Raw genomic sequence first — 24,540 nt, forward strand, 5'->3', positions numbered from 1 at the left:
TCCGTCGTCGGCAGCGTCAGATGTGTATAAGAGACAGCTCCCGCAGCGACCGGGGCGCACTGGCGCCCGGGCGGCCGGGCCGCACCACCCTCACCGCGCGCCTCGGGGGAGTCCGACGGGAGTCCGACGGCGGCCCGACGGCGGCCCGACGACGCCCGAGCACCGCACGTGCTGCCGTAGGCTGTCCCATCGTGGCTGTTGACTTCACGCAAGAGATCAAGGACCTGCGCGCGACGATGGACTCCGTGCGCGGCGTCACCGACCTCGACGCGCTCGCCAGGACCATCGACGACCTCGAGCAGCAGGCCTCGGCCCCCGACCTGTGGGACGACCCCGACAAGGCGCAGCAGGTGACGAGTGCCCTGAGCCGCGCCAACTCCGAACGCGACCGTGTCGTCGAGATGGACCGGCGCATCGAGGACCTCGAGACCCTCGTCGAGATGGGCCAGGAGGAGAACGACGCCGCCACCCTCGAGGAGGCCGAGCGCGACCTCGCCACGCTGAAGAAGGACATCGGCGAGCTCGAGGTGCGCACCCTGCTGTCGGGCGAGTACGACGAGCGTGAGGCCGTCGTGACGATCCGCGCCGGTGCCGGCGGCGTCGACGCCGCGGACTTCGCCGAGATGCTCATGCGGATGTACCTGCGCTGGGCCGAGCGCCACGGCTACCCGACGAAGGTCATGGACACCTCCTACGCCGAGGAGGCGGGCCTCAAGTCGGCCACCTTCGAGGTCAACGTCCCCTACGCGTTCGGGCACCTGTCGGTCGAGGGCGGCACCCACCGCCTGGTGCGCATCAGCCCCTTCGACAACCAGGGCCGCCGCCAGACGAGCTTCGCCGCCGTCGAGGTCATCCCGCTCATCGAGAGCGACGACTCCATCGACATCCCCGAGAACGAGCTGAAGATCGACGTCTTCCGTTCGAGCGGCCCCGGCGGCCAGAGCGTCAACACGACCGACTCGGCCGTGCGCATGACGCACCTCCCGACCGGCATCGTCGTCTCGATGCAGAACGAGAAGAGCCAGATCCAGAACCGCGCCGCCGCCCTGCGCGTCCTCCAGTCCCGCCTGCTCCTGCAGCGCAAGGCGGAGGAGGCCGCGGTGAAGAAGGAGATGGCCGGGGACGTCAAAGCGAGCTGGGGCGACCAGATGCGCTCCTACGTCCTCAACCCGTACCAGATGGTCAAGGACCTGCGTACCGAGTTCGAGACCGGCAACCCGACCGCCGTCTTCGACGGCGACATCGACGGCTTCATCGAGGCCGGCATCCGCTGGCAGATCGCGCAGAAGAAGGCCGACGCGAAGGTCTGACGCATTGCGGCGGGCCCTCCCGCCGCGTCCGCACGGCGCGCCACGCCCGGTGAGGGCGAGGTGCCCGGGTTTCGCCCCCTCGCGCCCGTAGCCTCGTAGCGGCCCGCCTGCCGTCGTGCCCGCGCCACCACCGGACGCCGGCAGCCGGGCCACCGCCCAGCCGCAGTCTGCAGGAGCCGAGGCCCGACCGATGATCCTCTTCGAGAACGTCACGAAGACCTACCCGCGGACCACGCGTCCCGCCCTCGACGCGGTCAGCCTCGAGGTCCAGCGCGGTGAGTTCGTCTTCGTCGTCGGCCAGTCCGGGTCGGGCAAGTCGACGATGATGCAGCTCGTCATGAAGGAACAGGACCCGACCGCGGGGCGCATCCTCGTGGCCGGCCGCGAGCTCGACCGGCTGCCCGACCGAAAGGTGCCTGCGCTGCGCCGTGAGATCGGCTGCGTCTTCCAGGACTTCCGCCTCCTGCCGAACAAGACCGTCTTCCAGAACGTCGCCTACGCCCTGCAGGTGCTCGGGAGCAGCCGGTCGCGGATCCGCCAGATCGTCCCCGAGACCCTCGACCTCGTCGGCCTGTCGGGCATGGAGAAGCGTCTGCCGCACCAGCTCTCCGGCGGCGAGCAGCAGCGCGTCGCCATCGCGCGCGCCTTCGTCAACCGACCGGCGATCCTGCTCGCCGACGAGCCCACCGGCAACCTCGACCCCGACACGAGCCTCGGCATCGTCCAGCTGCTCGACCGCATCAACCGCGTCGGCACGACCGTCGTCATGGCCACCCACGACACCGTCACCGTCGACGCGATGCGCAAGCGCGTCATCCGGCTCCGGGACGGCGTCCTCGTCAGCGACATCGAGGCGAGCGACTACACGACCGGCAGCCTGCCCCGGGTCCGGCTCGACGAGACGTCGCGCGCCGAGCAGGTCGCGGCGTCTGCCCCGGCCACGCCCGACGTCGCCGACGGCTGGGACGATGCCGACCCCGACGGCCCCGACGGCCCCGACGGCCTTGACGGCCTTGACGACCCCGACGACAACACGCTCCCGCCCATCGGGCGAGACGCCGACGAGCCACGACCCCGTGGGGGCATCTTCAGGCGGCAGAAGGCCGTCCACACGAGCGAGCGCTGAGCGAGGACCACGATGAGGATCCAGTTCCTGCTCGGTGAGATCGCCAACGGCCTGCGACGCAACGTGTCGATGGCCCTGTCCGTGGTCATCGTCACGATGATCTCGATGTACCTGCTCGGGCTCGGCCTCATGGGCCAGCGTCAGGTCGACACGATGAAGGACTACTGGTACGACCGCGTCCAGGTGACCGTCCTGCTGTGCGCCGAGAAGACGCGGTACACCAACTGCGCCGGCGAGGCCACGACCGACGCCCAGCGTCAGGCCATCAAGGACGAGCTCGAGGCGCTCAAGCCGACGGTCAAGGAGGTCTTCTACGAGTCGCGCGACGAGGCCTTCCAGCGTTTCAAGGACACGTACAAGAACTCGCCGCTGGCCCGGGCGGGGGAGTCGTACTTCGCCGACTCCTACCGCGTCAACCTCAACGACCCCGACAAGTTCGACGTCGTCGCCAGCTCGATCAAGGGCATGCCCGGCGTCGCCGACGTCCAGGACCAGAAGAAGCTCCTCGAGAAGTTCTTCACCTTCATGAACACGGTCTCGTGGGCCGCGATCGCGTTGTCCTCGCTCATGGTCCTCGCGGCCGTCATGCTCATCTCGACGACGATCCGCCAGACCGCCTTCAGCCGGCGCCGCGAGACCGGCATCATGCGGCTCGTCGGTGCCTCGAACTTCACGATCCGCTTCCCGTTCGTCATGGAGACCGTCCTGTCGAGCGTCCTCGGGGCGGTCCTGGCCATGGCGATGCTGTGGGCCACCGTCCGTTACGGCGTCGTCGGCTTCCTCTCGACGACCCTGACGGACACCGCGTTCATCGGGGTGGCCGACGTGTTCTACGTGGCCCCGTTCATCGTCGTGGGCGTCATCGGCCTGGCGACGGTCACGTCTTGGGTCACGCTGCGCCGCTACCTGCGGGTCTGACCAGCGAAGCGCGCACGTCGGCGTCGGGGCGCAATTTGTCCCGAACCTTCCCCATCCGCGGAGGCGTGTGGTACCAATGAAACCTATGTGGCTCAGGAGGCGTTCGGAGAGGGTCCCTGTCGCGACCAAGCTGACGGCCGCGGGACTCGTCGTCGCCTGCACCGTCTCGCTGGCCAGCGCCCTCGTGGCCCGCGCCGACTCCGTCAGCGACCAGAAGAGGCGCAACGACCAGCGCATCGCCTCCCTCGGCCAGCAGCTCGAGGGGACGAACACCAAGCTCGCCGGGGCCTACGTCAACCTCCAGCGCACCAACGCGGCGCTGCCCGTGGCCCAGCAGCGCGTGGCGTCGGCACTCGCGGCACAGGCCAGGGCGGTCAGCGCGCAGCAGGCCGCCGAGGCCACCGAGCAGCGCGCCATCGCCGCCGAGGCCGCGGCCCGCGCCCACAACGACGAGGTCGCCCAGAAGCTGGCCGTGGCCAAGGCCAACGAGGCCCGCGCCACCGAGCGGCTCGCCAAGAGCTCGACCCAGCTCACGACGAGCCAGGATGCCCTCGACGCGTACGCCGCCGAGGTCTTCCAGGGCTCGGACCAGCAGTCCCAGCTCGGCCTCGTGTTCGGGGCCACCTCGCCGCAGGACTTCGCCGACAAGCTCGTCATGGCCGACACGGCCTCGACCGTCGCGAGCGACACCATCGACTCCCTCGCCGCGATGACCGTCGACAACACCTCGACGCAGGCCTACCTCACCTCCGTCCGCGGCGAGATCACCGAGCTCAAGCACCAGGCCGAGATCGCGCTGCGCAACGCCGAGTCCGCGTCGGCCGCCGCGACGCAGGCCCGCAACCAGGCCGTCGTGGCGAAGAACAACGCCGTGACCGCCGCGCAGAACGCGGCGGCGGCCAAGGCGTCCTTGGACTCCCTCAAGCAGCGGCAGGTGGCCTACGCCGCGGACCTCAAGGAGCAGCAGGCCAACGAGGCCGCCGACCTCGCGGCTGCTCGGGCGGAGTCCGCCCGCCTGCAGGCGATCCTCGTCGAGCGGGCCCGCCAGGCCAAGATCCGCGAGCAGCAGCGCCTGGCGCGGCTGCGGGCGGAGCGCGCGGCGAAGATCCGGGCCGAGCGGGCCAAGGCGGCCGCCGCCAAGAAGCGCGGCCACCACTACACGCCGCACATCCCGCCTCCCGTGAGCACCGGTGACTCGACGCCGTCCAACTATCTGTCCTACCCGGCCAACGGCCCCACGACGTCCGGCTTCGGGATGCGCTGGCACCCGGTGCTGCACAAGTGGATGCTCCACGACGGCCTCGACTGGGGCATCCCCTGCGGCACCCCCGTCTACGCGGCCGCGCCGGGCGAGATCATCCGGGCCGGCTGGCGCGCGAGCGGCTGGGGCAACCAGGTGGTCATCGACCACGGCATCCACCGCGGGGTCGACCTCGTGACGACGTACAACCACCTGACGAGCATCGTCCGGTTCGGCGGCTCGGTGAAACGCGGCCAGCTCATCGCCTACTCGGGCACGACCGGCTACTCGACCGGGTGCCACCTGCACTTCGGTGTCTACGAGGACGGCACCCCGGTCAACCCCCGCATCTGGCTCTGACCGACCTCGTCCCGAGGTCCATCGGCGGCGCGTCGCAAACCCGCTCGGTGGTGACCGGCCGGCCGGGGTAGCGTTGGTCCGCCGTCGCGTCCTGCGGCGCACCCCGGTCGACGAGTGGAAGGACGGTCCGGTGCCCAAGGAGAAGGGGCGGTCGCTCATCGCGAGCAACCGCAAGGCGCGCCACGACTACCTCATCGAGGACACGTTCGAGGCCGGCATCGTGCTCTCCGGCACCGAGGTCAAGGCACTGCGGATGGGCCGGGCCTCGCTCGTCGACGGTTTCGCGATGTTCACCGGCGACGAGCTCTACCTCGAGAACGTGCACATCCCCGAGTACCTCAACGGCACGTGGAACAACCACGCGCCACGCCGCAAGCGCAAGCTGCTCCTGCACCGCTCCGAGCTGGAGAAGATCGCCCACAAGACCCGCGAGAGCGGGCGCACCATCGTGCCGCTGTCCCTCTACTTCAAGGACGGCCGCGCCAAGGTCGAGATCGCCCTCGCCACCGGCAAGAAGGCCTACGACAAGCGTCACGCGCTGCGCGAGCGGCAGGACCGGCGCGAGGCCGAGCGTGCGATGAGCGCCGCCAACCGCCGTCGCTGACCCGGGCGCCCCGCCGCCGGGAACCACTGCCGCGTCCGCCGCGTCGGGTGACAGGATGCACTCAGGCCCGACCGGTGGAGGAGCGATGCAGGGATCGACGAACGAGCATGCCGCAGGGCGCCGACCGGCCCTGACGCGCGGCACCCTCCTCGCGCTCCTCGGGCTCCTCGGGGCCGCCGTCCTGCTCGTCCTCGGCCCGGCGACGGCGGCCCACGCCGTCGGCGACGAGGGCATGACCTCGTTCGCGGCGGACTACGACCTGCAGGCCGACGGCAGCATGAAGGTCACCGAGACCATCCTGTGGCGGTTCCCGAGCGGCGAGCAGAAGCACGGCATCTTCCGCGACGTCGTCGTGCGGATGGGCTGGAACGACGACCCGGGCCGCTACCGCTACTACGACCTCACCGACGTCGCCGTCTCGAGCCCGACCGGTGCGCCGGACGCCTTCCGCGTCAGCGACAACGGCGCGGCCAAGGAGATCCGCATCGGCAGCGCGGACGCGTACACGAGCGGCACGCAGGTCTACGTCGTTCGCTACACGCTGCACGACGTGCTCAACCCGATCCGCCCGGACGGCTCGCCCGCGACCGACGGCCAGGGCGCCAGCACCGTCGAGCTGTACTACAACGTCTTCGGAGCGAACGAGACCACCCCGCGCGACGCCGTGCGGATCACGGTCACCGCGCCGGCGGCCGCCACCAAGGTCGGCTGCTTCAAGGGGGAGACGCGCTCGGACGCGGCGTGCCAGAGCCTGCCGGGTGACCCCGCGACGTTCTCGGCCTCCGGGCTCGGGCCGGGTGATGCCATGACGGTCCTCGCGTCGTATCCCGCCACCGCCTTCGGACGCGTCCTTCCCGACGTGCGGCAGGGCGACGCCGCCTCGTCCATCGGCTCCGACGCGGCCCCGGCCGCCAACGCGGCCGCGTGGGTCGGGGGAATCGCTGCGCCCGTCATCGCGCTCGCGGTCATGGGCACCCTGGTGTGGACGCGGGGCCGGGACGAGCGCTACGCGGACATGACACCGGGCCTGACACCGGGCCTGACACCGGGCCTGACACCGGGCCTGACACCGACGCCCACCATGGCGGCGAGCCCGACCTCCGGGACGGGCGCGACCGGCGACGGCACGACCGTGGCCGCCACGACGCGCCGGGCGGCGGACACCGTCGCCGTCCAGTTCCAACCGCCGGCCGGGGTCCAGCCGGGCATGGTCGGCGTCGTCATCGACGAGACCGCCAACCCGATCGACGTCTCCGCCACCGTCATCGACCTCGCGGTGCGGGGCTTCCTGCGCATCGAGGAGACCGAGGGCGGCGGCATGTTCGGCCGCACGGACTGGACGCTCACGCGTCTTCCGGCGCCCGCTGCCGAGCGCCTCCTGCCCTACGAGCGGATGGTCCTCGACGGCATCTTCGGCAGTCGCGGCGACGTCGTTCGCCTGTCCGAGCTGAAGAACACCTTCGCCGACACCCTGCGGTCGATCCAGGCCGAGATGTACCGCGAGGTCGTGCGCCGCAGCTGGTTCCGGTCCTCGCCGCAGGCCCAGCGCGGGCTCTGGCAGGGACTCGGCATCGTGCTGGCCGTCATCGGTGGTCTCCTCCTCTTCTACGGCCGGGCTGCCATCGGCGCCCTGCTCGGCACCGGGTTCAGCGGCGGGTTCGCCCTCGGGGCCGGGCTCGTCGTCGCCGGCGGCATCACGTGGTTCCTCGGCGGCAAGATGGCCGCCAAGACGGCCGAGGGGTCGGCCGTCAACGCCCAGGCGCTCGGCTTCAAGGAGTACCTCGTCACGGCCGAGGCGGGCCAGATCGCCTTCGAGGAGGCGAGCAACATCTTCAGCCGGTACCTGCCCTACGCCGTCGTCTTCGGCGTCGCCGACCGGTGGGCGCGCACCTTCGCCGACGTCGCCCGGGCGGCGGAGGCCGCGAACCAGCCGCTGCTCATGCCCACCTGGTACGTCTGGAGCGGCAGCACATTCCCCGACTTCACCGGCATCGCCGACGGCGTCGACTCGTTCTCGACGACCTCGACCGGCACCTTCACCTCGACCCCCGGCTCGTCCGGCTCGTCGGGGTTCAGCGGTGGCGGCGGGTTCAGTGGTGGTGGCGGCGGTGGCTCCTCGTCCGGCTCGTGGTGAGGCCGAGCCCTCGATGCCCTCGATGCCCTCGATGCCCTCGGCCCTCGATGCCCTCGAGCGGCGCTGAGGCAGGCCAACGAGGGCCGGCGGTCTCCCGCCGGCCCCCGCCGTCCTGCGCGTGCCGTCCTCAGCAGGTGACGCTGAGCGTGAACCGGATGTTCGTCGGGCTGCCCGCCAGGTTGTAGGTGTAGACGACCACCGTGCTGCCGGACGGGACCGCGCTGGAGATGAACCCACCCGAGCCGTCGGGGTCGGCGTGGGCCGAGCACGCGCTGACGTCGCGCGCGACCGAGGCGACGTAGACGCCGGTGGCGGTGCGCGAGGAGCCCGTCACCAGGGGCGTGCCCGAGGTGAGCGAGCCGTCGAGCTCGACGTGGGCCTGGATCTGCGGCGTGAAGTACCCGTTGACGTCGATGGCCAGGTGCGCCGGGCCGAGGACGTTCTTGACCGTGACCTTGCCGCCCGTGCCGATCTGCAGGTTGGCCCCGGTCGTGACGTTGACGCCCTTGGCGTAGTAGAGGCTGCCCTGCCCGACGGGCGTGCCGGTCGGGTAGGCGATGAAGGCCCCGTTCGCGTCCGCGGCCGTGGAGGTGATGCGGGCGCTGACGGCGGTCGCGTAGCTCGGGATGCCACAACCTCCGGAGGTGCCGCCCTGCGCCGGGAACCCCGTCGTCCCGGTGATCTGGAAGTCCCGGGTCGCACCGTTGGGGATCTTGCCACCGGCGGTCGCCGTGGCCACGGCACGGCAGTTCTTCAGCGGTACGTAGACCGCCATGGGGTTCGGCTGGGTCGTGGTCGCGAAGGCGGAGCGCGCCGTGACCCCGGTGGCCGCCGTGTCGGCCGGCGACGGCGAGGGGGACGGCGTCGAGCCGGTGACGGCGTTGGCGACGCCGTAGCCACCGCTGGCGGTGGCCAGGGTGAGGACGGCGGCGACGGCGAGCTTGGCGGTGGTACGCATGGGAGGTCTCCATCCTTGGGTGGGCGCCCGGCAGCGCGCCGACACGCGGTCGCGTCCGGGCAGGGAGCGCGGGCGCCGGGTCGGTCGCGCAGACCCCTGTGGCGGCTCCTGACGGTCAGCCCCCGAGACGCGACGCTCGCGCCACTCAGTGCTGCACCCCCTCGCCGTGATACATGGCGCGTCTCGCCCCAGTCGACGCTCGCCGTGCCGGCGGCCCGGGCGGGACTGACGGAGGGGCGCCGGCGGCCCGGGCGGCACGGGGGCACGGGCCCCGCGGCACCGGGGCGCGATCGGGTACGGGCGGGGCATGGCGGCCAGCAGCGACGCGTCGAAGGAGGGTCGGCGACGTCGCGACGCGCTCGCGCCGTACCGCCGCAAGCGCGACTTCACGCGCACGCCGGAGCCCGCGGGTGACCCGGGCCCCGAGGTGGCCGGCGCGGCCCGCGGCGCGGCCGGCGAGGCGGGCGACGATCGCGACGGGGGGCGCCGCCGACGGTTCGTCGTCCAGCGGCACCGTGCACGTCGACTCCACTACGACCTGCGGTTCGAGATCGACGGGGTGCTCGTCAGCTGGGCCGTGCCGAAGGGCCCGACCCTCGACCCCGACGTGCGCCGGCTCGCGGTCCACGTGGAGGACCACCCGCTGGAGTACGAGGTCTTCGAGGGCGTCATCCCCGCCGGGGAGTACGGCGGGGGCGACGTCATCGTGTGGGACCGGGGAACCTGGGAGCCGGTCGGCACCGACGATCCCGCCCGTGCCGTGAGCGACGGGGACTTCCACGCCGAGCTGTACGGGGAGCGCCTGCGCGGCCGGTTCGCCCTCGTGCGCAGCGGGTCCGACCGGGACCGCGACCAGTGGCTGCTGCTGCACAAGCACGACCGGTCCGCCGTTCCCGGCTGGGACGCGGAGGACCACCCGACGTCGGTCCTCACGGGGCGGACCAACGAGCAGGTGCGGGCCGACCCGCAGCGGCTCTGGCGCTCCGACCTGCCGGCCGGTGAGGCGTCCGTCGAGCTCGGCCCGTTCGGGGGAGCGGCGGCCGGGCCGACGGACGAGGAGCTGGACGCCCTCGAGGGCCTCGGTCGCGAAGGGCACTGGACGGTCTTCGGCCGGCGCCTGCGCGTCACCAACCTCGACAAGGAGCTCTTCCCGCCACGCGCGGGCGAGCCCGCCGTCACCAAGCGCGAGCTGCTCGCCTACACCGCGCGCATCGCCCCGGTCGTGCTTCCGTACCTGCGCGGCCGTGCCCTCAACCTGCACCGGTACCCGGATGGTGCGGCGGCACCGGGCTTCTGGCACAAGGCGGTTCCGGACAAGGCGCCGGCCTGGCTGCCGCGTTGGGACAACCCCGCAGCGGAGGGCGACGAGACGCGGACCTACCTCGTCGTCGACGAGCCGGCCGCGCTCGTGTGGGCGGCCGGGTTCGGTGGTCTCGAGTGGCACCCGTGGACCTCGCGGACCGACGCACCGGACCGGCCCACGTACGCCCTGTTCGACATCGACCCGGGCCAGCACACCTCCTGGGAGCAGGTCGTCGAGCTGGCGCGGCTGCACCGCACCGCCTTCGAGCACCTCGGGGTGCGGGCCTACCCGAAGGTGACCGGCCGTCGCGGCATCCAGGTGTGGGTGCCGATCGCCCGCGGGCCCGACTTCGCCCAGACGCGTCACTGGGTCGAGACGGTGTCGCGCACGGTCGGCCGGGTGGCGCCCGACGTCGTCAGCTGGTCGTGGCACAAGCGCGAGCGCGGCGGCCTGGCCCGGCTCGACTACACCCAGAACGCCGTCAACAAGACCCTCGTCGCGCCCTACAGCCCGCGCGCCGGCGCCGGGGCCCCGGTCTCGGCCCCCATCGCGTGGGACGAGCTCGACGACCCGGACCTGCGACCCGACGCGTTCACGATCCGCACGCTGCCGGCCCGGCTCGAGTCACGGGGCGACCTCTTCCGCGGCGCCCTCCTCGCGGACCAGGCCCTGCCGACGCTGCGCTGAGGCCGCCTCGTCGCCCGGGCGCCGCAGCCTGCCGGAGGCCGCGGCCAGCACGGCGCCCGCCCCGGCGACGACGGCGCAGGCGGGCCACAGCAGGCTCGGTCGCGCGGCGTACAGGGCGCCCCCGAGGGGAGCCGACAGCATCGAGCCGCTCGTCGCCGCAGCGGTGTAGAGGCCCTGGTAGCCACCGACGAGGTGGTCGGGGGCGGCGTCCAGGACGTGCGCGGTGGCCGTGGTCTTGTAGAGGATCTCACCCGCGGTGAGCACGATCATGCCCGTGACGGCGGCCGCGGCGACGCCGACGGTCTGCCAGCCGACGATCGCGAAGCCGGCGGCGACGAGGGCATACCCGGTGGCGATGATCGGCACCGCGGGCCGATGCCGCAGCCACAGCGCCACCGGAACCTCGAGGAGGAGGATGAGGCCGGAACCGAGCGCCACGAGCGCCGTGTAGAGGCCGAGCGGCTGTCCCGAGTCACGCAGGTGCAGGGGCAGCGTCGAGTACAGCTGGCGGTAGACGAGGTCGACGAGCACGGCGCCACAGAGCAGCACGACGAGTGCCCGGTCGGCACGCAGGGCGCGCCACAGTCCCGTGGGCGCGTCGGGAGCGGCGGTCACGGGGGGCTCGTCGGGCAGGAGGCGTGAGGTCACGTGGCGCAGCACCAGGGTCAGGATCCCGTCGACGACGAAGAGGACGTCGAAGCCCGACGCCGCGACGAGGGCGCCCAGGGGCGGGCCGACGACGAACCCCGCGTTCGAGGCGGCGCGGCTCACGGCGACGGCTGGGCGCCGGGAGCCCACCGGCACCGCGAGGGCGGCCAGCGCCCCCTGGCTCACCGCGGCGACGGCTCCGAGGTAGCCGGCCACCGGCATCGTCGCCGCGAGCAGCCACACCGGCTGCCAGGGGATCGTCGCGGTGAGCACGCCGGTGACGCTGGCAGCCCAGAGCAGCGCGCGACGGTGCCCGTACCGGTCGCCGAAGCGGCCGCCGGTGAGGTTGCCGAGGAGCATCCCGACGCCGTTGCTGCCCGCGACGACGCCCGCGGCCACCACGCCGATGCCGCGCGGACCGGTGAGGTAGAGGACGAGGAAGAGCATGAGGAAGCTGCTCGCCGAGCCGACGAACCGGCCGGCGGCGAGGACCCAGACGACGCGGGGCAGCGACCGAAGCGGTGAGGACGCGGAGGAGGGCGCGGACGGCGACGCGGGCACCGTCTCATCAGACCACAGTGAGTATCTTTTGGGAACTGACTAGACTGGGCGAGTGACTCGGCGCCGGACCCGACCCGACGACCCGTGCGGCATCGCGCAGGCCGTCGGTGTCATCGGCGACCCGTGGACGCTCCTCGTGCTCCGCGACGTCGCCGGCGGTCGCACCCGGTTCGACCAGCTCGTCGACGAGACCGGCATCTCGCGCAAGGTCCTGGCCCAGCGGCTCGAGGCGCTCGTCGACGACGGCCTCCTGCACCGCCGTCGCTACACCGACCATCCGCGGCGGCACGACTACGTCCTGACGGCGCGCGGCCGGGGCGCCCTCCCGGTTCTTGCAGCGCTCCAGGACTTCGGCGACACGTGGCTGCTCGGCGACGGGCGCCCGAGCGCCCTCGCCGCCGAGGACTCCACCGAGGCGACGCGCGTCGCCGACCTCGTCGGCCGCCCGGTGCCGGCGCTCGCCGGCCTCGATCCCGTCACCGACGCTCCGCTCACCGTCGTGTACTGCTACCCGGGCACCGGCTTCCCCGGCGCCGACGAGGTGCCCGGCGGCGTCGGCTGCACCCTCGAGTCCTGCACCTACCGCGACCGGCTCGCCGAGTTCGCGGCCGCCGGTGCCGCGGTCGTCGGCGTCTCGACCCAGCGGGCCGGTGAGCAGGCGGACTTCGGGGCCGCGAACCGCATCGCCTTCCCGCTGCTGTCCGACGCCGACCTCGAGCTGACGACGGCGCTGCGCCTGCCCACCTTCCGGGCCGGTGGCACGACGCGGCTGCGGCGACTGACGTTCGTCGTCGACCACGAGCGGGTCGTGCGCGGCACGATCTTCCCGGTGCCCGACGTCACCGGGTCGGTCGAGGAGGCCCTCAGGCTGGTGCGCTCGCTGCACTGAGCACGACGAGCACGTCGCCGCCCGCGACGTGCGCGTGGCGGCCGACCGCGAGGCGCGCGACCGTGCCCGCCACCGGGCTGGTCACCGCGGCCTCCATCTTGGTCGCCTCGATCGTGGCGACGACGCCGCCGGCCTCGACGTGGTCACCGGGGCGCACCGCCGGCACGACGATCCCCCCGAAGGGCGCCCTGACGAGACCGACGGCGGGTTCGTCCGAGGTGTCGACCGAGCCGGCCGCAGCCGGCAGCCACCGCGGTGCGTCCGCCGGGCCGCTGCCCACGGGCGACCGGACCTCGTGTGGCATCGGACCTACCTTCCTGGCTCGTGCGAGGGTGCGTGTCGTGGCCGCAGCCTAGAGGGTGGGGGCCCGGTCCGGGAATGCGATGGCCGTGCGCGACGTTCCTCAGGCATACTGTGGTCTCCCGCGACAGCGGGCGTTGACAAGTGAACAGCGTGATGCGGTCGCCCCCATGGGGGTGATCGGTTTCGACGGTGGTCGACGCACCAGGGGAAGCGGGCCGAGGATGCAAGGTCATCTCGTCAACGCTCCTTGCAAACCAATAGGTGCCAATTCCAAGCGCACCGACTTCGCCCTCGCCGCCTGAGCGAGCCTCGAAGTCCGTCAGCCTGAGGTAGTTCCCGACTCAGAGCCTGGCGTCAGCTAGGGAACTTGCTGCGCAGTCATGTCGGGGGGCTGCGCGGGACTCCTTCTCGACTGGGCCTGTCAGGGGACGTGTGCGTGCGAGCCCTGGGGCCGAGAAAGTCCACAGCGCACTGCGCCCGGAGAAGCCCTGGTCTCTCGTCATCGGACGCGGGTTCAATTCCCGCCACCTCCACCCTTCGTGGTGGCCGCATCACGCTGTCCTCGTCAGCAGGAGGGCGCCCCGTTCGCCGGGGCGCCCTCCGTCGTGTCCGGCCACCGGTGGGGCCGGCCACCGGTGCGGGATCCCCGAGTGGCCCTGCCAGCGGGTGCCGCCGACCTAGACTGAGGTTCAGGCCCGCTCCGGGCCTCCGTGCGGCGAAGGGTTCGGACGGCATGCCACGGGTGAAGCCAGCCACCAGAGTGCCTGGTCTGCTCCCTTCGGAGATGACCAGCTTCGTTGGTCGACGACGGGAGATGGCCGAGACCCGACGCATGCTCTCCACCAGCCGCCTGCTCACCCTGACCGGCGTGGGCGGGGTGGGCAAGACGCGGCTGGCGGTGCGGATGGCCTCCGAGCTGCGCCGGACCTTCCCCCACGGGGTGTGGTTCGTCGAGCTGGCCCCCCTCCGCGACCCACAGCTGCTTCCCCACACCGTGGCGAACACGCTGGACCTGCGCCAGGTGTCCGCGGACCCCGCCGCCGACCTCGCGGAGTACCTCGAGGACAAGCGCCTGCTCGTCGTCCTCGACAACTGCGAGCACCTCACCGAGGCGTGCGCGGTGCTCACCAGCAAGCTGCTGGCCGCGGCGCCCGGCCTGCACGTCCTCGCCACGAGCCGGCACGTCCTCGGGGTCGAGGGCGAGCAGATCCTGCCCGTGCCGCCGCTGTCGGCGCCCGAGGACCGCCGTGAGGACCCTGGTGACCCCCGGCGCTACGAGGCCGTCGCGCTGTTCCTCGACCGCGCCACCGCGGTCGCGCCCGACTTCAGGCTGGTGGACGCCAACCGGGCCGCGGTCCTCGAGCTGTGCCGTCGCCTCGACGGCATCCCCCTGGCGATCGAGCTGGCCGCCGTCTGGCTGCGGACCCTCTCGCCGGCACAGATCCTCGACCGGCTCGAGGACCGGTTCGCGCTCCTCAGCTCGGGACGCAGCACGGCACCGCCGCGCCAGCGAGCCCTCGACACCGCCATCGGATGGAGCTTCGACCTCTGCTCACCCGCCGAGCAGGTGCTCTGGGGCCGGCTCTCGGTGTTCGTCGGCGGATTCGACCTCGACGCCGCCGAGGACGTGTGCTCGGGAGACGGTCTGGCCCGCGAGGAGATCCTGGGTCTCGTCGCGGGTCTGGTCAACAAGTCGATCATCACGCGTCAGGACGCCACGAGCCACGAGTCGGCCCGCTTCCAGATGCTCGAGACCGTCCGCCAGTACGGTACGGCCCGCCTCGTCGACGCGGGCGAGCTGCAGGAGATGCGCCGCCGGCACCGCGACCACTACCGCTTGCTCGCCCAGGACTACGGGCGTGACAACTTCAGCCCGCGCCAGGCGGACTGGTTCCTCCGGCTCAGGCGGGAGAACGGCAACATCCGGGCCGCCATCGAGACCTGTCTCGAGAGCCCCGACGAGGCGGCCCTGGCGCTCGACATCGCGGCACCGATGTGGAACTTCTGGTTCGCCGGGTTCCTGCGCGAGGGGCACCGCTACCTCGTCCGGGCTCTCGAGCGGGCTCCCGCCCCGGACCTCCGACGCGCCTATGGGCTGTGGGCCGCGGCCTACCTGTCGATGTTCGCGGGCGAGTTCGACCGGACCCACGAGATGCTCGCCGAGTGCTCGACACTGGCCGAGCAGTTCGACGACGAGCTGCTGCGGGCCCGGATCGACGAGTGCCGCGGTCACGCGGCCATGTACCAGGGGGACCTCGTCGGCGCCTGCGGCTTCCTCGAGCGGGGTCTGAGCCAGTTCCGCGCGGTCGGTGACCCGCTCGGCGAGTTCGACACCCTCGTCCTCCTGTCGGCCGCCACCTTCTTCCTCGAGGACCCGCGCGTCGAGGCCTTCAGCGAGCAGGCCCTCGCCATCGCGGAGCGACACGATGCGCTGTCCTCCAAGGCCTACGGTCTCTGGTGCGTCGGGATCGTCCGGTGGCGCCAGGGCCGGCTCGAGGACGCCCGTCGCGTGCTGCGGGAGTCCATCAGGCTGTTCGAGCCGATGCACGACCTGACGGGGATGAGCTTCGGGGTGCAGGCCCTTTCCTGGTGCGCGGCCCTGGAGTCGCCCGACGACAAGGCAGCCCTGCTGCTCGGGGCGTCGCAGGCGGTGTGGCGGGCCAGCGGCGCCAAGGTCGACGAGACGACGGCCTACGGCATGTTCGACCAACGGTCCGAGGACGCGGTTCGCGAGGCCCTGGGTGACGCCCGCTTCGAGCGGCTCTTCGCCGAGGGGGCCGGCTACTCCCTCGAGCGGGCCCTGGCGCTGGCGTTGCGTGACGGTGAGGAGGCCGACGAGACCGCGGCGGCGTCGACGGGTCCGGCGGCGAGCGGGATCGAGGCGGGGCTGACCCGCCGGGAGCGGGAGATCGCGGGGCTCATCGCCGAGGGCCTCAGCAACAGGCAGATCGCGGCACGTCTCGTCATCTCCAGCCGCACGGCCGAGTCGCACGTCGCGAGCATCCTCAGCAAGCTCGGGCTCACGTCCCGCGGCCAGGTCGCCGGCCGGATGGCCCAGGGCGACCTGCGCTGACCGCCGCCACGGGCGGGGTGTGGCGTCGCGGCCCGTCCCGGAGGGCGCGGCCCGGGCCGGTGGTCCGCATTGGTCCGCGTCGGGAATGTCCGGACTGCGACCACCCACGGGCCCGATCTCCGTACTCATCCCCGTAGTTCTCGGGATGCCCGTCCGCTCGCTCCGGGCGATTCTGAGGGCGTTGGTTAACGCTCACATTCCTCCGAGGCGGCCATGCTCCCCACGTCGACCAGTGCCAGGTACGCGCCTGACGCGCCCGCGCGTCGGGCGCCGCACCCCGAGACATCGGCAGCTGCAGTGGACGGTACATCGAGGGGCAACCACGGCTGGTGGCGGGGAGCCGTCATCTACCAGATCTACGTCCGCAGCTTCCAGGACTCCGACGGCGACGGCATCGGCGACCTCGACGGGGTGCACCAGAGGCTGCCCTACCTGCGCCGCCTCGGCGTCGACGCCATGTGGCTCAACCCGTTCTACCCCTCGCCCCAGCACGACCACGGGTACGACGTCGCCGACTACCTCGCCATCCACCCGGAGTACGGCACGCTGGACAGCTTCGACCGCCTCGTCCGGGACGCCCACCGGCTCGACCTCAAGGTGCTCATCGACGTCGTGCCGAACCACTGCTCGGTCCAGCACCCGTGGTTCACCGCCGCCGTGGCCGCCGGCCGTGGCAGCGTGGAGCGGTCGCGCTTCCACTTCGCGGACGGCCGGGGCAGCAACGGGGAGCTGCCGCCGAACAACTGGCGCTCGATCTTCGGAGGGCCGGCCTGGCAGCGGGTCACGGAGCCCGACGGCACGCCGGGGCAGTGGTACCTGCACACCTTCGCCCCCGAGCAGGCCGACTTCAACTGGCGCCACCCCGACGTCCCGGCGCACTTCGAGGAGGTGCTGCGGTTCTGGTTCGACCGGGGCGTCGACGGACTGCGCATCGACGTGGCCCATGGCCTGCACAAGCGCGAGGGGCTCCCGGACCACGAGCTCGCCCTCGACGACGAGATCACCGGGGACCCGAACAACGCCCACGCCTGGAACCAGCCCGAGGTGCACGACGTCTGGCGCTCCTGGCGCGCGATCGCGGACGGCTACACGGCCGCCACCGGTCGGGAGCGGGTGCTGATCGGCGAGGTGGGAGTCCTGGACGCCGCGGAGCTCGCGGCGTACCAGCGACCGGACGAGCTGCACCAGAGCTTCTTCTTCGAGTTCCTCCGGGCGCCGTGGGACGTCGACGCGCTGCGAGGCGTCATCGACCGGGGCCGCACGACCGTCGCGGGCGCCGGTTCGCCCGTGGCGTGGGTCCTCAACAACCACGACATGCCCCGAGTGGTCACCCGGTACGCGGGCGGGTGGCCGGGCGGCCCCATGGGCGACGTCGAGCTGGGCATCAGGAGGGCCCGTGCGGCCGCGCTGCTCATGCTGGCGCTGCCCGGCTCGGCGTTCATCTACCAAGGCGAGGAGCTGGGCCTGCCGGAGGTGATCGACCTGCCCGAGCACGTGCTGACGGACCCCATGTTCCACCGGACGGCCGGGGTGCGACGGGGCCGGGACGGCTGCCGGGTCCCGCTGCCGTGGGACTCGGCGAGCGGCGCCTGGGGCTTCTCACCGGAGGGCGCGTCTGCGGGCACCTGGCTCCCGCAGCCCGACTGGTTCGGCTACCACGCCGTCGACCGCCAGCTCGAGTCCGGCGAGTCCATGCTGAACCTGTACCGCGAGGCCATCGCCCTGCGCCATCGGGTGCCGGACATCGCCACGGGCGACTTCCGCTGGCTCCGGACGGAGCCCGGCGTGCTGGCCTTCCTTCGCGGCGACGGCTTCGCCTGCGTCGTGAACTGCACGTCCGAGCCCGTGCTCATGCCGGTCGAGGGCCACGTGCTGCACGCAAGCGACCCCGAGGTCGGCGAGAAGCTTCCCCCCGACAGTGCCGCGTGGGTGCTCGTCGGGAACGAGCCGGGGACGCGTCATGAGTGACGGCACGCGCCCGCTGGTGCTGGGCTACATCCGTGAGGACGACCTGGCAGGAGAGCGGCTGGTCAGCGCCAGGACGCGTCTCGAGGCCTTCGCCCAGGCCGAGGGCTTCACCCTCGGCACCGTGTTCGTCGAGGGCCACCACAAGGACCCCTGGGCCTTCGACGCCCTCATGGAGCAGGTCCGGCGCGGCGACGAGGCGTGGGCCGTCGTCGTCCCGCACGTCGGCCACCTGGGTCGCGGCCGGGCCCGGGCGCTGCGTGCGCGCCGCGACGGTCACACGACCGTGACCGTGCTCGTGGCCCCCTAGACCGGCGGACCTGGCGTCTGACCCCCCTCCCCATCGACGCCGGGTCCGCCACCTCCTCGCAGAGGCGGGAGACCGGCGACGCCGAGGACGACCCGACAGGCCCGGCTCCGGTGGTCAGCCGGGCCGGTGCGTCACTGCGCGGCGGCGTCGGGGCCGGAGCCCTGCGCGGCGAGCTGCTCCTTGATCGGTGCCATGTCGAGCGCCTTGACCTGCTCGATGACGTTCTGGAGCGCCGACTGGGGCAGGGCCCCCGGCTGGGCGAACACGAGCACGCCCTCCTTGAACGCCATGAGCGTCGGGATCGAGGTGATGTTGGCCGCGGAGGCGAGCGCCTGCTCCGCCTCAGTGTCGACCTTGCCGAACACGATGCCCTCGTTGTCCCCTGTCTGGGACGCCGCGTCGTACACGGGGGCGAACTGGCGGCACGGGCCGCACCACGACGCCCAGAAGTCGACGAGCACGATGTCGTTGTCGAGCACGGTCTTCTCGAAGGTCTCGGCGGTCAGGTCAGTCGTTGCCATGTCGCCTCCAACGAACGAGGGGCCCGAGGTATTCCACCGTCGAACGTCCGCTGCCGGTCCGGCTCCGGCCGCCGGGGTGACGGCGGGGTCGCGCGGCGTCAGGGGCGTCAGGGGCGTCAGGGGCGTCAGGGGAGCGTCACACCGGGTCACCCGGGTCAGGGCGCATCCGTCAGGGTCCACGTCACCGTGACCGACGCCCCGATCTCGAGGTCGCCGCCCTCGACGGGCATGGCGCCGGCCGAGTCCCGGGCCGTCGACGCGAGCCTCATCGCCGACGCCGCCACCGGCACGGCGCCGGTCTCGGCGATGCCCAGGACCCGCCCCAGAGCCGCCCCCGCGAGCGTCGCGTACTGCTCGGCCTTGGCACGCGCGTCGGCGAACGCGGCGTCTCGCGCCCGCGACAGGCCCTCGGCCCGGTCGGAGACGTCGAGCCGCACCTGGTCGACGAGGAGGGCGTTGCCGACCGCCTCGGCCGCTGCCTCGAGCACCTCACCGACGGCCTCGAGCCGCCGCACCGTCAGGCCGAGCCGCTGCTGGGCCGTGAAGCCGACCGGCGTGCCGGTGTTGTCCCAGCGCTGGCTCACCGACGCGTCGAGCGTGCGGATGTCGGCATCGGCGAGGCCGTGGGCGCGGGCCACGCGCCCGACCTCCGCGATGCCGGTGGCAGCACCGGCGAGGGCCGCCGCGACGTCCGGCGCGTCGTGACCGACCCGCAGGTCGAGCCGGACGACGTCGGGGGAGACGCTCGCCCGCCCGGAACCGGTGACCGTGACCGTGCGCCTGCCCATGGTCGCCTCCTCCTCGTCCGCCGCCGGCGTGGTGGTGCCCTGTTCCCGGCGCGGGTCCTTCGCCGAACCTACCTAGACTCCCGTGCCATGACGACCCCCTCGACGCTCGACCGGCGCCCCGCCGTGGTCCTCGCGGCCCTGGCCGTCGCGGTCCAGCTCGCCGTCCTCTACTGGCCCGTCGTCACCGTCGAGGGACCGGTCAGCTGGACCGACAAGGTCGTGCACCTGGTCGTCTTCGCCGTGCCGACGTACGCGCTCGGCCGGGCGACGTCGCCGCGCCTCGCCGTGGCGGTGCTCGCCGGGCACGCACCCGTGAGCGAGGTCGTGCAGCACCTGCTGCTGCCTGGACGTACCGGTGACCCGTGGGACGCCCTCGTCGACCTCGTCGGTGTGGCGGTCGGGGCGCTCGCGCTCGTGGTCAGGGCACGCCGCCGCCGCTGGTAGACTCGTCGCATCCGACTCCGAGGTCTCCTCGGATCACGACGGAGGGGATGGCGCCGGGGATGCCCGGCGGGCAGGCCCGTCCGACGAGGCGACATCCAACCGGAAGCCCGCGCCGACGGCGCGGCCCGGCACCCGACGCGGAGCGGATCCGAACGCCGGACGGCACAGATGCCGGGCACCGGTACACCAAGGGGCGCAGACGATGCTGCGCCTGAGGCTCGTCTGCATGGTCGTGGTTGTGACTCACGGCTCGAGACGAAGTCTGCTCGAGCTGAGAGAGTTGAACACGCATGTCCAAGAACCCGTCCTCCGGCGCGCCCAAGAAGGCCCGCTGGTCCACCGAGAAGAAGGCCGCCGCCGCCAAGAAGCCGCACCGCGGCTCCGCTCCCGGCCAGAAGGCCCGAGGCTCCTTCTCGGGCACGAGGACCTCCCGGCCGGCCACGTCCGGCACCTCGCACGTCGGCGGCCGTGAGTGGCGCGCCCCGCGCGAGGAGCACCGCTCGTACGACCGCCGTGACGAGCGTCGCGACGACCGTCCCCGTTTCGACCGCGACGACCGTGGCGACCGCGGCTTCCAGCGTCGCGAGGACCGCCCGCGCTTCGACCGGGACGACCGCGGTGACCGTGGCTTCCAGCGTCGCGAGGACCGTCCCCGTTTCGACCGGGACGACCGCGGCGACCGCGGCTTCCAGCGTCGCGAGGACCGTCCCCGTTTCGACCGCGACGACCGCGGCGACCGTGGCTTCCAGCGTCGCGACGACCGCCCCCGTTTCGACCGGGACGACCGCGGCGACCGCGGCTTCCAGCGTCGCGACGACCGCCCCCGCTTCGACCGGCCCCGCTTCGAGCGCGACGACCGCGGCGACCGCGGCTTCCAGCGCCGTGACGACCGTCCCCGCTTCGACCGCGACGACCGCGGCGACCGCGGCTTCCAGCGCCGGGACGACCGTCCCCGCTTCGACCGTCCCCGCTTCGACCGGGACGACCGTCCGCGCTTCGACCGTCCGCGCTTCGAGCGCGACGACCGCTTCTCCGGCCGCGACGCCGACCGCGCCCCGATGAGCTTCGAGGACGCCGAGGCCGAGCGCATGGACGCCGACACGTGGACCAAGGCCACGCGCAAGCCGGTCTCCGACGGCCCCGTCGAGGTTGCCGCCGACAACGGCTTCGCCGCCCTCGGGCTGCCCGAGCGGCTCGTCGAGCGCCTCGCCCGCGACGGGATCACGACGCCGTTCCCGATCCAGGCCGCGACGATTCCCGACGCCCTCGCGGGCAAGGACGTCCTCGGCCGTGGCCAGACCGGCTCGGGCAAGACCCTCGCGTTCGGCCTGCCGCTCATCGCCCGCCTGCTCGAGGCCGAGGCGCCCCGCCGCCCGCGCCGGCCGCACGCGCTGATCCTCACGCCGACGCGTGAGCTGGCCATGCAGGTCTCCGACGCCCTCGAGCCGCTCGTGCACGTCACCGGTCTGCGCCACAAGCTCGTGGCGGGTGGCCTGAGCTACACGACCCAGATCAACGCGCTCAACAAGGGCGTCGACATCCTCATCGCGACGCCGGGCCGCCTCAACGACCTGCTCGAGCGCGGCGCCGTCGAGATGGACGACATCACCATCACGGTCCTCGACGAGGCCGACCACATGGCCGAGATGGGCTTCATGGCCGAGATCACGACGACCCTCGACCGGATTCCCGCCGAGGGCCAGCGCCTCCTCTTCTCGGCGACGCTCGACCGTGGCATCGACGACCTCGTCGCGAAGTACCTCGACGAGCCGGTCGTCCACTCGACCGACGACGCCACGGCCTCGGTCGAGACGATGGAGCACCACGTGCTCCTCATCGACCCGCAGCACAAGAAGGTCATCACCGCCGAGGTCGCCAACCGGGAGGGCCGCACGGTCGTCTTCTGCCGGACCAAGCTCGGCGCCGACCGCATCGCGCTGCAGCTGCGTGAGCAGGGCGTCATGGCCGCGGCGCTGCACGGAGGCCTCAACCAGGGCCAGCGCAACCGCGTCCTCGGCGCGTTCCGCGACGGCACCCTGCCGGTGCTCGTCGCGACCGACGTCGCCGCCCGCGGCATCCACGTCGACGACGTGTCGGTCGTCCTGCAGGTCGACCCGCCGGCCGACCACAAGGACTACCTGCACCGCTCGGGCCGCACGGCCCGCGCCGGTGACAAGGGCACCGTGGTGACCCTCGCGCTGCCGCACCAGCGCAAGACGATGGAGCGCCAGCTCAAGGACGCCGGCCTCGACATCGCGCCGGTCCGGGCGACGCCCGGCGACGCGATCATCGCGGCCACCGGCGCCGCGACGCCGAGCGGCGTCGCGATCGCCGAGGAGGACTTCCAGCGCCTCATCGCCGGTCCGAAGCAGCACCGACGCGGCCCGGCCGGCGCCCGCGGCCCGCGCCATGGCTCGCGGGACGGCGTCCGCCCCCACCACGGCGGCCACCGCGACCGTGACGGGCGCGACGGTCGTCGCGGCCGCGACCGCGACCGCGACCAGGGCCTGGTGTCCCGCTGGGGTGACGACGAGCGTCCGAACCGCCGCGGCGCCCGCTTCTGAGCGACCCGGAGAACCATCCCGTCGCGACGCCCCGCGGCGTCGGCGACCCGATCGGCCGGTGTGGAAGGCTGGGCCCGTGAGCCCGCGCTTCCACACCGGCCGTCTGCTCGTGGCAACGCCCTCCGTCGGCGGCGACGTCTTCCACCGCTCGGTCGTGCTCATGCTCCACCACGACGAGGGCGGCGCCCAGGGCGTCGTGCTCAACAAGCCCCTGACCGCGGGCGTGGACTCGGTCCTGCCCGGGTGGGAGCGCGTCGTCACGGCTCCGCAGGTCATCTTCCAGGGCGGCCCGGTGTCCACCTCGTCGGCGCTGGGCATCGTCACGGTGCCCGGAGACGTGCCCGAGCCGCTCGGCGTCAAGCGCCTCTTCGGCTCGATCGGGCTTGTCGACCTCGACGTTCCGACGCCCGTCGTCGCGGCCGAGCTGGCGGGGATGCGGATCTTCGCCGGCTACTCCGGCTGGGACGCCGGGCAGCTGGAGGGCGAGATCCTCCGGGGCGACTGGTACGTCGTCGACGCGGAGGTGCGCGACGCGTTCACGTCCGAGCCGGACGACCTGTGGCGGGCCGTGCTGCGCCGCCAGCGCGACGGCCTCGCCTACGTCGCGAGCTTCCCCGACGACCCGACGATGAACTGACGGTGCCACCCATGGACCTCACCGGCCCCACCGCGCCCTCTGTCCAGCCGTCCGCGCCGTCCTCCCCGCGGAGGCGTGTCGCCTTCGTCGACAGTGGTCTGGGCCTCGTCGCCTACGCCGACGCCCTGCAGACGCTGCGTCCCGACCTCGGGCTCGTGCTCGCGATGGACCCGGACAACATGCCGTACGGGCCACGCACCCCCGAGGACGTGCGCCACCTCGTCCTCGACCTCGCCCGGGCCGCGCTCGAGCACGCCCCCGACGCGGTGGTCGTCGCGTGCAACACCGCGTCGGTGCACGGGCTCGACGCCGTACGGGCCGAGCTCGAGCCCGCGGTGCCGGTCATCGGCACCGTCCCGGCCATCCGCCCGGCCGCTGCCGGCGGGGGACCCGTCGCCGTGTGGGCGACGGCCGCCACGACCTCCAGCGACTACCTGCGCGGCCTCGTCGACGCGTTCGCAGCCGACGTCGAGACCCACGCGGTGGCGGCGCTCGGCCTCGCCGAGGCCATCGAGTCCGGTGACCTCGACGCCATCGACGCCTCGGTCGCCGCGGCGGCCGAGCGCACGCCGACGGGGGTCCGCGCGCTCGTGCTCGGCTGCACGCACTACGGTCTCGTCGCGGACCGGATCGCCGCCGCCGTCCCGGTCGGCGTCACGATCTTCGACTCCCCGGTCGCCGTCGCCCGCCAGACCCTGCGCCGCCTCGGGCTGGCGGCCGACCCCACGGCCCCGCGGGCCGGCGTCGAGGCCGTGCTGCTCTCCGGGCGCCCGGGCGCGCTGCCCGGGGTCCTCGCCACCTATCCGGCCGGTGCACGGCTGCTCGAGGGCGCCGCGTCCCGTCCTACACTCGCGACATGAGCACGATGCCTCCCGACCCCTTCGAGAACGAGCCGCAGCCGCTACGCAGCACGGGCACGGCGACGATCGAGCGCGAGGAGGTCCGTGAGGAGCTCCAGGAGCCGGGCGACCACGAACGCTTCTCGCACTACGTGCGCAAGGAGAAGATCCTCGAGAGCGCCCTGACCGGCGAGCCGGTCGTCGCACTGTGCGGCAAGATCTGGGTGCCCGGCCGGGACCCGCAGAAGTTCCCGGTGTGCCCGGTCTGCAAGGAGATCTACGAGGGCCTGCGCGACCCGCAGGACGGTGGCGACGGCGACTCCGGCGGCAGCTGAGCGCCCACTCGGCCGGGGTTCCG

At 72.8% G+C, this 24,540-nt stretch carries 21 protein-coding genes and 1 other RNA gene; 17 read left to right on the top strand and 5 right to left on the bottom strand.

Going from position 1 to position 24,540, the window contains the following annotated elements; translation table 11 throughout:
- Nucleotides 1-191 precede the first annotated feature (191 nt).
- The 6 genes from prfB (at nucleotide 192) to ACPYOM_RS06070 (ending at nucleotide 7,692) form a co-directional block, all read left to right on the top strand.
- The gene (prfB, locus tag ACPYOM_RS06045) at nucleotides 192-1,310 is read left to right on the top strand and encodes a peptide chain release factor 2 (protein ID WP_481345306.1); all 1,119 of its coding nucleotides are present in this window, start codon (nucleotides 192-194) and stop codon (nucleotides 1,308-1,310) included.
- 115 nt (nucleotides 1,311-1,425) lie between these two features.
- Nucleotides 1,426-2,436: a cell division ATP-binding protein FtsE gene (ftsE, locus tag ACPYOM_RS06050; RefSeq protein WP_481345283.1), complete on the top strand. Its 1,011-nt coding sequence runs from the start codon at nucleotides 1,426-1,428 to the stop codon at nucleotides 2,434-2,436.
- 12 nt (nucleotides 2,437-2,448) lie between these two features.
- On the top strand, nucleotides 2,449-3,354 hold the full coding sequence (ftsX, locus tag ACPYOM_RS06055; protein ID WP_481341274.1) for a permease-like cell division protein FtsX: 906 nt from the start codon (nucleotides 2,449-2,451) through the stop codon (nucleotides 3,352-3,354).
- An 85-nt stretch (nucleotides 3,355-3,439) separates the two neighbouring features.
- Entirely contained in the window at nucleotides 3,440-4,954 is a 1,515-nt protein-coding gene (locus tag ACPYOM_RS06060; RefSeq protein WP_481345284.1) for a peptidoglycan DD-metalloendopeptidase family protein, read from the top strand.
- Nucleotides 4,955-5,084: 130 nt separating this feature from the next.
- Complete coding sequence (smpB, locus tag ACPYOM_RS06065; RefSeq protein WP_481341272.1) at nucleotides 5,085-5,558, top strand: SsrA-binding protein SmpB; 474 nt, start codon at nucleotides 5,085-5,087, stop codon at nucleotides 5,556-5,558.
- Nucleotides 5,559-5,643: 85 nt separating this feature from the next.
- Nucleotides 5,644-7,692, top strand: a complete 2,049-nt coding sequence (locus ACPYOM_RS06070) for a DUF2207 domain-containing protein (RefSeq protein ID WP_481345285.1) — start codon at nucleotides 5,644-5,646, stop codon at nucleotides 7,690-7,692.
- Between the two features lie 127 nt (nucleotides 7,693-7,819).
- Here ACPYOM_RS06070 and ACPYOM_RS06075 read toward each other — a convergent pair whose 3' ends face one another.
- Complete coding sequence (locus tag ACPYOM_RS06075) at nucleotides 7,820-8,650, bottom strand: hypothetical protein (protein ID WP_481345286.1); 831 nt, start codon at nucleotides 8,648-8,650, stop codon at nucleotides 7,820-7,822.
- 307 nt (nucleotides 8,651-8,957) lie between these two features.
- On the opposite strand from ACPYOM_RS06075, the gene ACPYOM_RS06080 reads away from it, so the two are divergent.
- Nucleotides 8,958-10,640, top strand: a complete 1,683-nt coding sequence (locus ACPYOM_RS06080) for a DNA polymerase domain-containing protein (protein ID WP_481345287.1) — start codon at nucleotides 8,958-8,960, stop codon at nucleotides 10,638-10,640.
- Here ACPYOM_RS06080 and ACPYOM_RS06085 read toward each other — a convergent pair.
- Complete coding sequence (locus tag ACPYOM_RS06085) at nucleotides 10,578-11,849, bottom strand: MFS transporter (protein WP_481345288.1); 1,272 nt, start codon at nucleotides 11,847-11,849, stop codon at nucleotides 10,578-10,580. The genes ACPYOM_RS06080 and ACPYOM_RS06085 overlap by 63 nt on opposite strands.
- Before the next feature lie 52 nt (nucleotides 11,850-11,901).
- Between ACPYOM_RS06085 and ACPYOM_RS06090 the strand changes: the two genes are divergently transcribed.
- Nucleotides 11,902-12,738 (top strand): winged helix-turn-helix transcriptional regulator, encoded by an 837-nt coding sequence (locus ACPYOM_RS06090; RefSeq protein WP_481345289.1) that lies wholly within the window; start codon nucleotides 11,902-11,904, stop codon nucleotides 12,736-12,738.
- Here the strand turns inward: ACPYOM_RS06090 and ACPYOM_RS06095 are convergent.
- Nucleotides 12,713-13,042 carry a biotin/lipoyl-containing protein gene (locus ACPYOM_RS06095; RefSeq protein WP_481345290.1) on the bottom strand — a complete coding sequence of 110 codons (330 nt, stop codon included), beginning with the start codon at nucleotides 13,040-13,042 and terminating at the stop codon, nucleotides 12,713-12,715. The genes ACPYOM_RS06090 and ACPYOM_RS06095 overlap by 26 nt on opposite strands.
- Before the next feature lie 168 nt (nucleotides 13,043-13,210).
- Between ACPYOM_RS06095 and ssrA the strand changes: the two genes are divergently transcribed.
- The 4 genes from ssrA to ACPYOM_RS06115 all read left to right on the top strand — a co-directional run bounded on the left by ssrA (nucleotide 13,211) and on the right by ACPYOM_RS06115 (nucleotide 18,389).
- Nucleotides 13,211-13,577: a transfer-messenger RNA gene (gene ssrA, locus ACPYOM_RS06100) on the top strand.
- 248 nt (nucleotides 13,578-13,825) lie between these two features.
- Nucleotides 13,826-16,114, top strand: a complete 2,289-nt coding sequence (locus ACPYOM_RS06105; RefSeq protein ID WP_481345291.1) for a helix-turn-helix transcriptional regulator — start codon at nucleotides 13,826-13,828, stop codon at nucleotides 16,112-16,114.
- A 297-nt stretch (nucleotides 16,115-16,411) separates the two neighbouring features.
- Nucleotides 16,412-18,082: a glycoside hydrolase family 13 protein gene (locus ACPYOM_RS06110; RefSeq protein ID WP_481345292.1), complete on the top strand. Its 1,671-nt coding sequence runs from the start codon at nucleotides 16,412-16,414 to the stop codon at nucleotides 18,080-18,082.
- The gene (locus tag ACPYOM_RS06115; RefSeq protein WP_481345293.1) at nucleotides 18,075-18,389 is read left to right on the top strand and encodes a hypothetical protein; all 315 of its coding nucleotides are present in this window, start codon (nucleotides 18,075-18,077) and stop codon (nucleotides 18,387-18,389) included. Before ACPYOM_RS06110 ends, ACPYOM_RS06115 begins: the two co-directional genes overlap by 8 nt.
- Nucleotides 18,390-18,520: 131 nt before the next feature.
- Here the strand turns inward: ACPYOM_RS06115 and trxA are convergent, their stop codons facing one another.
- Together trxA and ACPYOM_RS06125 are read right to left on the bottom strand one after the other, a co-directional pair.
- Nucleotides 18,521-18,910 carry a thioredoxin gene (gene trxA, locus ACPYOM_RS06120; RefSeq protein ID WP_481343887.1) on the bottom strand — a complete coding sequence of 130 codons (390 nt, stop codon included), beginning with the start codon at nucleotides 18,908-18,910 and terminating at the stop codon, nucleotides 18,521-18,523.
- Nucleotides 18,911-19,065: 155 nt separating this feature from the next.
- The gene (locus ACPYOM_RS06125) at nucleotides 19,066-19,698 is read right to left on the bottom strand and encodes an SIMPL domain-containing protein (protein WP_481345294.1); all 633 of its coding nucleotides are present in this window, start codon (nucleotides 19,696-19,698) and stop codon (nucleotides 19,066-19,068) included.
- A gap of 87 nt (nucleotides 19,699-19,785) precedes the next feature.
- On the opposite strand from ACPYOM_RS06125, the gene ACPYOM_RS06130 reads away from it, so the two are divergent.
- From ACPYOM_RS06130 to ACPYOM_RS06150, 5 genes are all read left to right on the top strand, one after another.
- Nucleotides 19,786-20,142: a VanZ family protein gene (locus tag ACPYOM_RS06130; protein WP_481343885.1), complete on the top strand. Its 357-nt coding sequence runs from the start codon at nucleotides 19,786-19,788 to the stop codon at nucleotides 20,140-20,142.
- 290 nt (nucleotides 20,143-20,432) lie between these two features.
- On the top strand, nucleotides 20,433-22,706 hold the full coding sequence (locus ACPYOM_RS06135; protein ID WP_481345295.1) for a DEAD/DEAH box helicase: 2,274 nt from the start codon (nucleotides 20,433-20,435) through the stop codon (nucleotides 22,704-22,706).
- Between the two features lie 76 nt (nucleotides 22,707-22,782).
- A complete protein-coding gene (locus tag ACPYOM_RS06140) occupies nucleotides 22,783-23,343 on the top strand; it encodes a YqgE/AlgH family protein (RefSeq protein WP_481343928.1) in 561 nt (186 codons plus the stop codon).
- A gap of 11 nt (nucleotides 23,344-23,354) precedes the next feature.
- Entirely contained in the window at nucleotides 23,355-24,203 is an 849-nt protein-coding gene (locus ACPYOM_RS06145; RefSeq protein ID WP_481345296.1) for a glutamate racemase, read from the top strand.
- Nucleotides 24,200-24,517, top strand: a complete 318-nt coding sequence (locus ACPYOM_RS06150; RefSeq protein WP_481345297.1) for a DUF3039 domain-containing protein — start codon at nucleotides 24,200-24,202, stop codon at nucleotides 24,515-24,517. Before ACPYOM_RS06145 ends, ACPYOM_RS06150 begins: the two co-directional genes overlap by 4 nt.
- Nucleotides 24,518-24,540: the final 23 nt, after the last annotated feature.

It is taken from the genome of Monashia sp. HAY1-2A, assembly GCF_056755315.1.

Coding starts and splice junctions, on each gene's coding strand:
- ACPYOM_RS06145 (WP_481345296.1), top strand. CDS start 23,355: ATGGACCTCACCGGCCCCACCGCGCCCTCTGTCCAGCCGTCCGCGCCG.
- ACPYOM_RS06135 (WP_481345295.1), top strand. CDS start 20,433: ATGTCCAAGAACCCGTCCTCCGGCGCGCCCAAGAAGGCCCGCTGGTCC.
- ACPYOM_RS06105 (WP_481345291.1), top strand. CDS start 13,826: ATGACCAGCTTCGTTGGTCGACGACGGGAGATGGCCGAGACCCGACGC.
- trxA (WP_481343887.1), bottom strand. CDS start 18,910: ATGGCAACGACTGACCTGACCGCCGAGACCTTCGAGAAGACCGTGCTC.
- ACPYOM_RS06095 (WP_481345290.1), bottom strand. CDS start 13,042: ATGCCACACGAGGTCCGGTCGCCCGTGGGCAGCGGCCCGGCGGACGCA.
- ACPYOM_RS06130 (WP_481343885.1), top strand. CDS start 19,786: ATGACGACCCCCTCGACGCTCGACCGGCGCCCCGCCGTGGTCCTCGCG.
- ftsX (WP_481341274.1), top strand. CDS start 2,449: ATGAGGATCCAGTTCCTGCTCGGTGAGATCGCCAACGGCCTGCGACGC.
- ACPYOM_RS06115 (WP_481345293.1), top strand. CDS start 18,075: ATGAGTGACGGCACGCGCCCGCTGGTGCTGGGCTACATCCGTGAGGAC.
- ACPYOM_RS06080 (WP_481345287.1), top strand. CDS start 8,958: ATGGCGGCCAGCAGCGACGCGTCGAAGGAGGGTCGGCGACGTCGCGAC.
- ACPYOM_RS06150 (WP_481345297.1), top strand. CDS start 24,200: ATGAGCACGATGCCTCCCGACCCCTTCGAGAACGAGCCGCAGCCGCTA.
- ACPYOM_RS06125 (WP_481345294.1), bottom strand. CDS start 19,698: ATGGGCAGGCGCACGGTCACGGTCACCGGTTCCGGGCGGGCGAGCGTC.
- ACPYOM_RS06075 (WP_481345286.1), bottom strand. CDS start 8,650: ATGCGTACCACCGCCAAGCTCGCCGTCGCCGCCGTCCTCACCCTGGCC.
- ACPYOM_RS06070 (WP_481345285.1), top strand. CDS start 5,644: ATGCAGGGATCGACGAACGAGCATGCCGCAGGGCGCCGACCGGCCCTG.
- ACPYOM_RS06060 (WP_481345284.1), top strand. CDS start 3,440: ATGTGGCTCAGGAGGCGTTCGGAGAGGGTCCCTGTCGCGACCAAGCTG.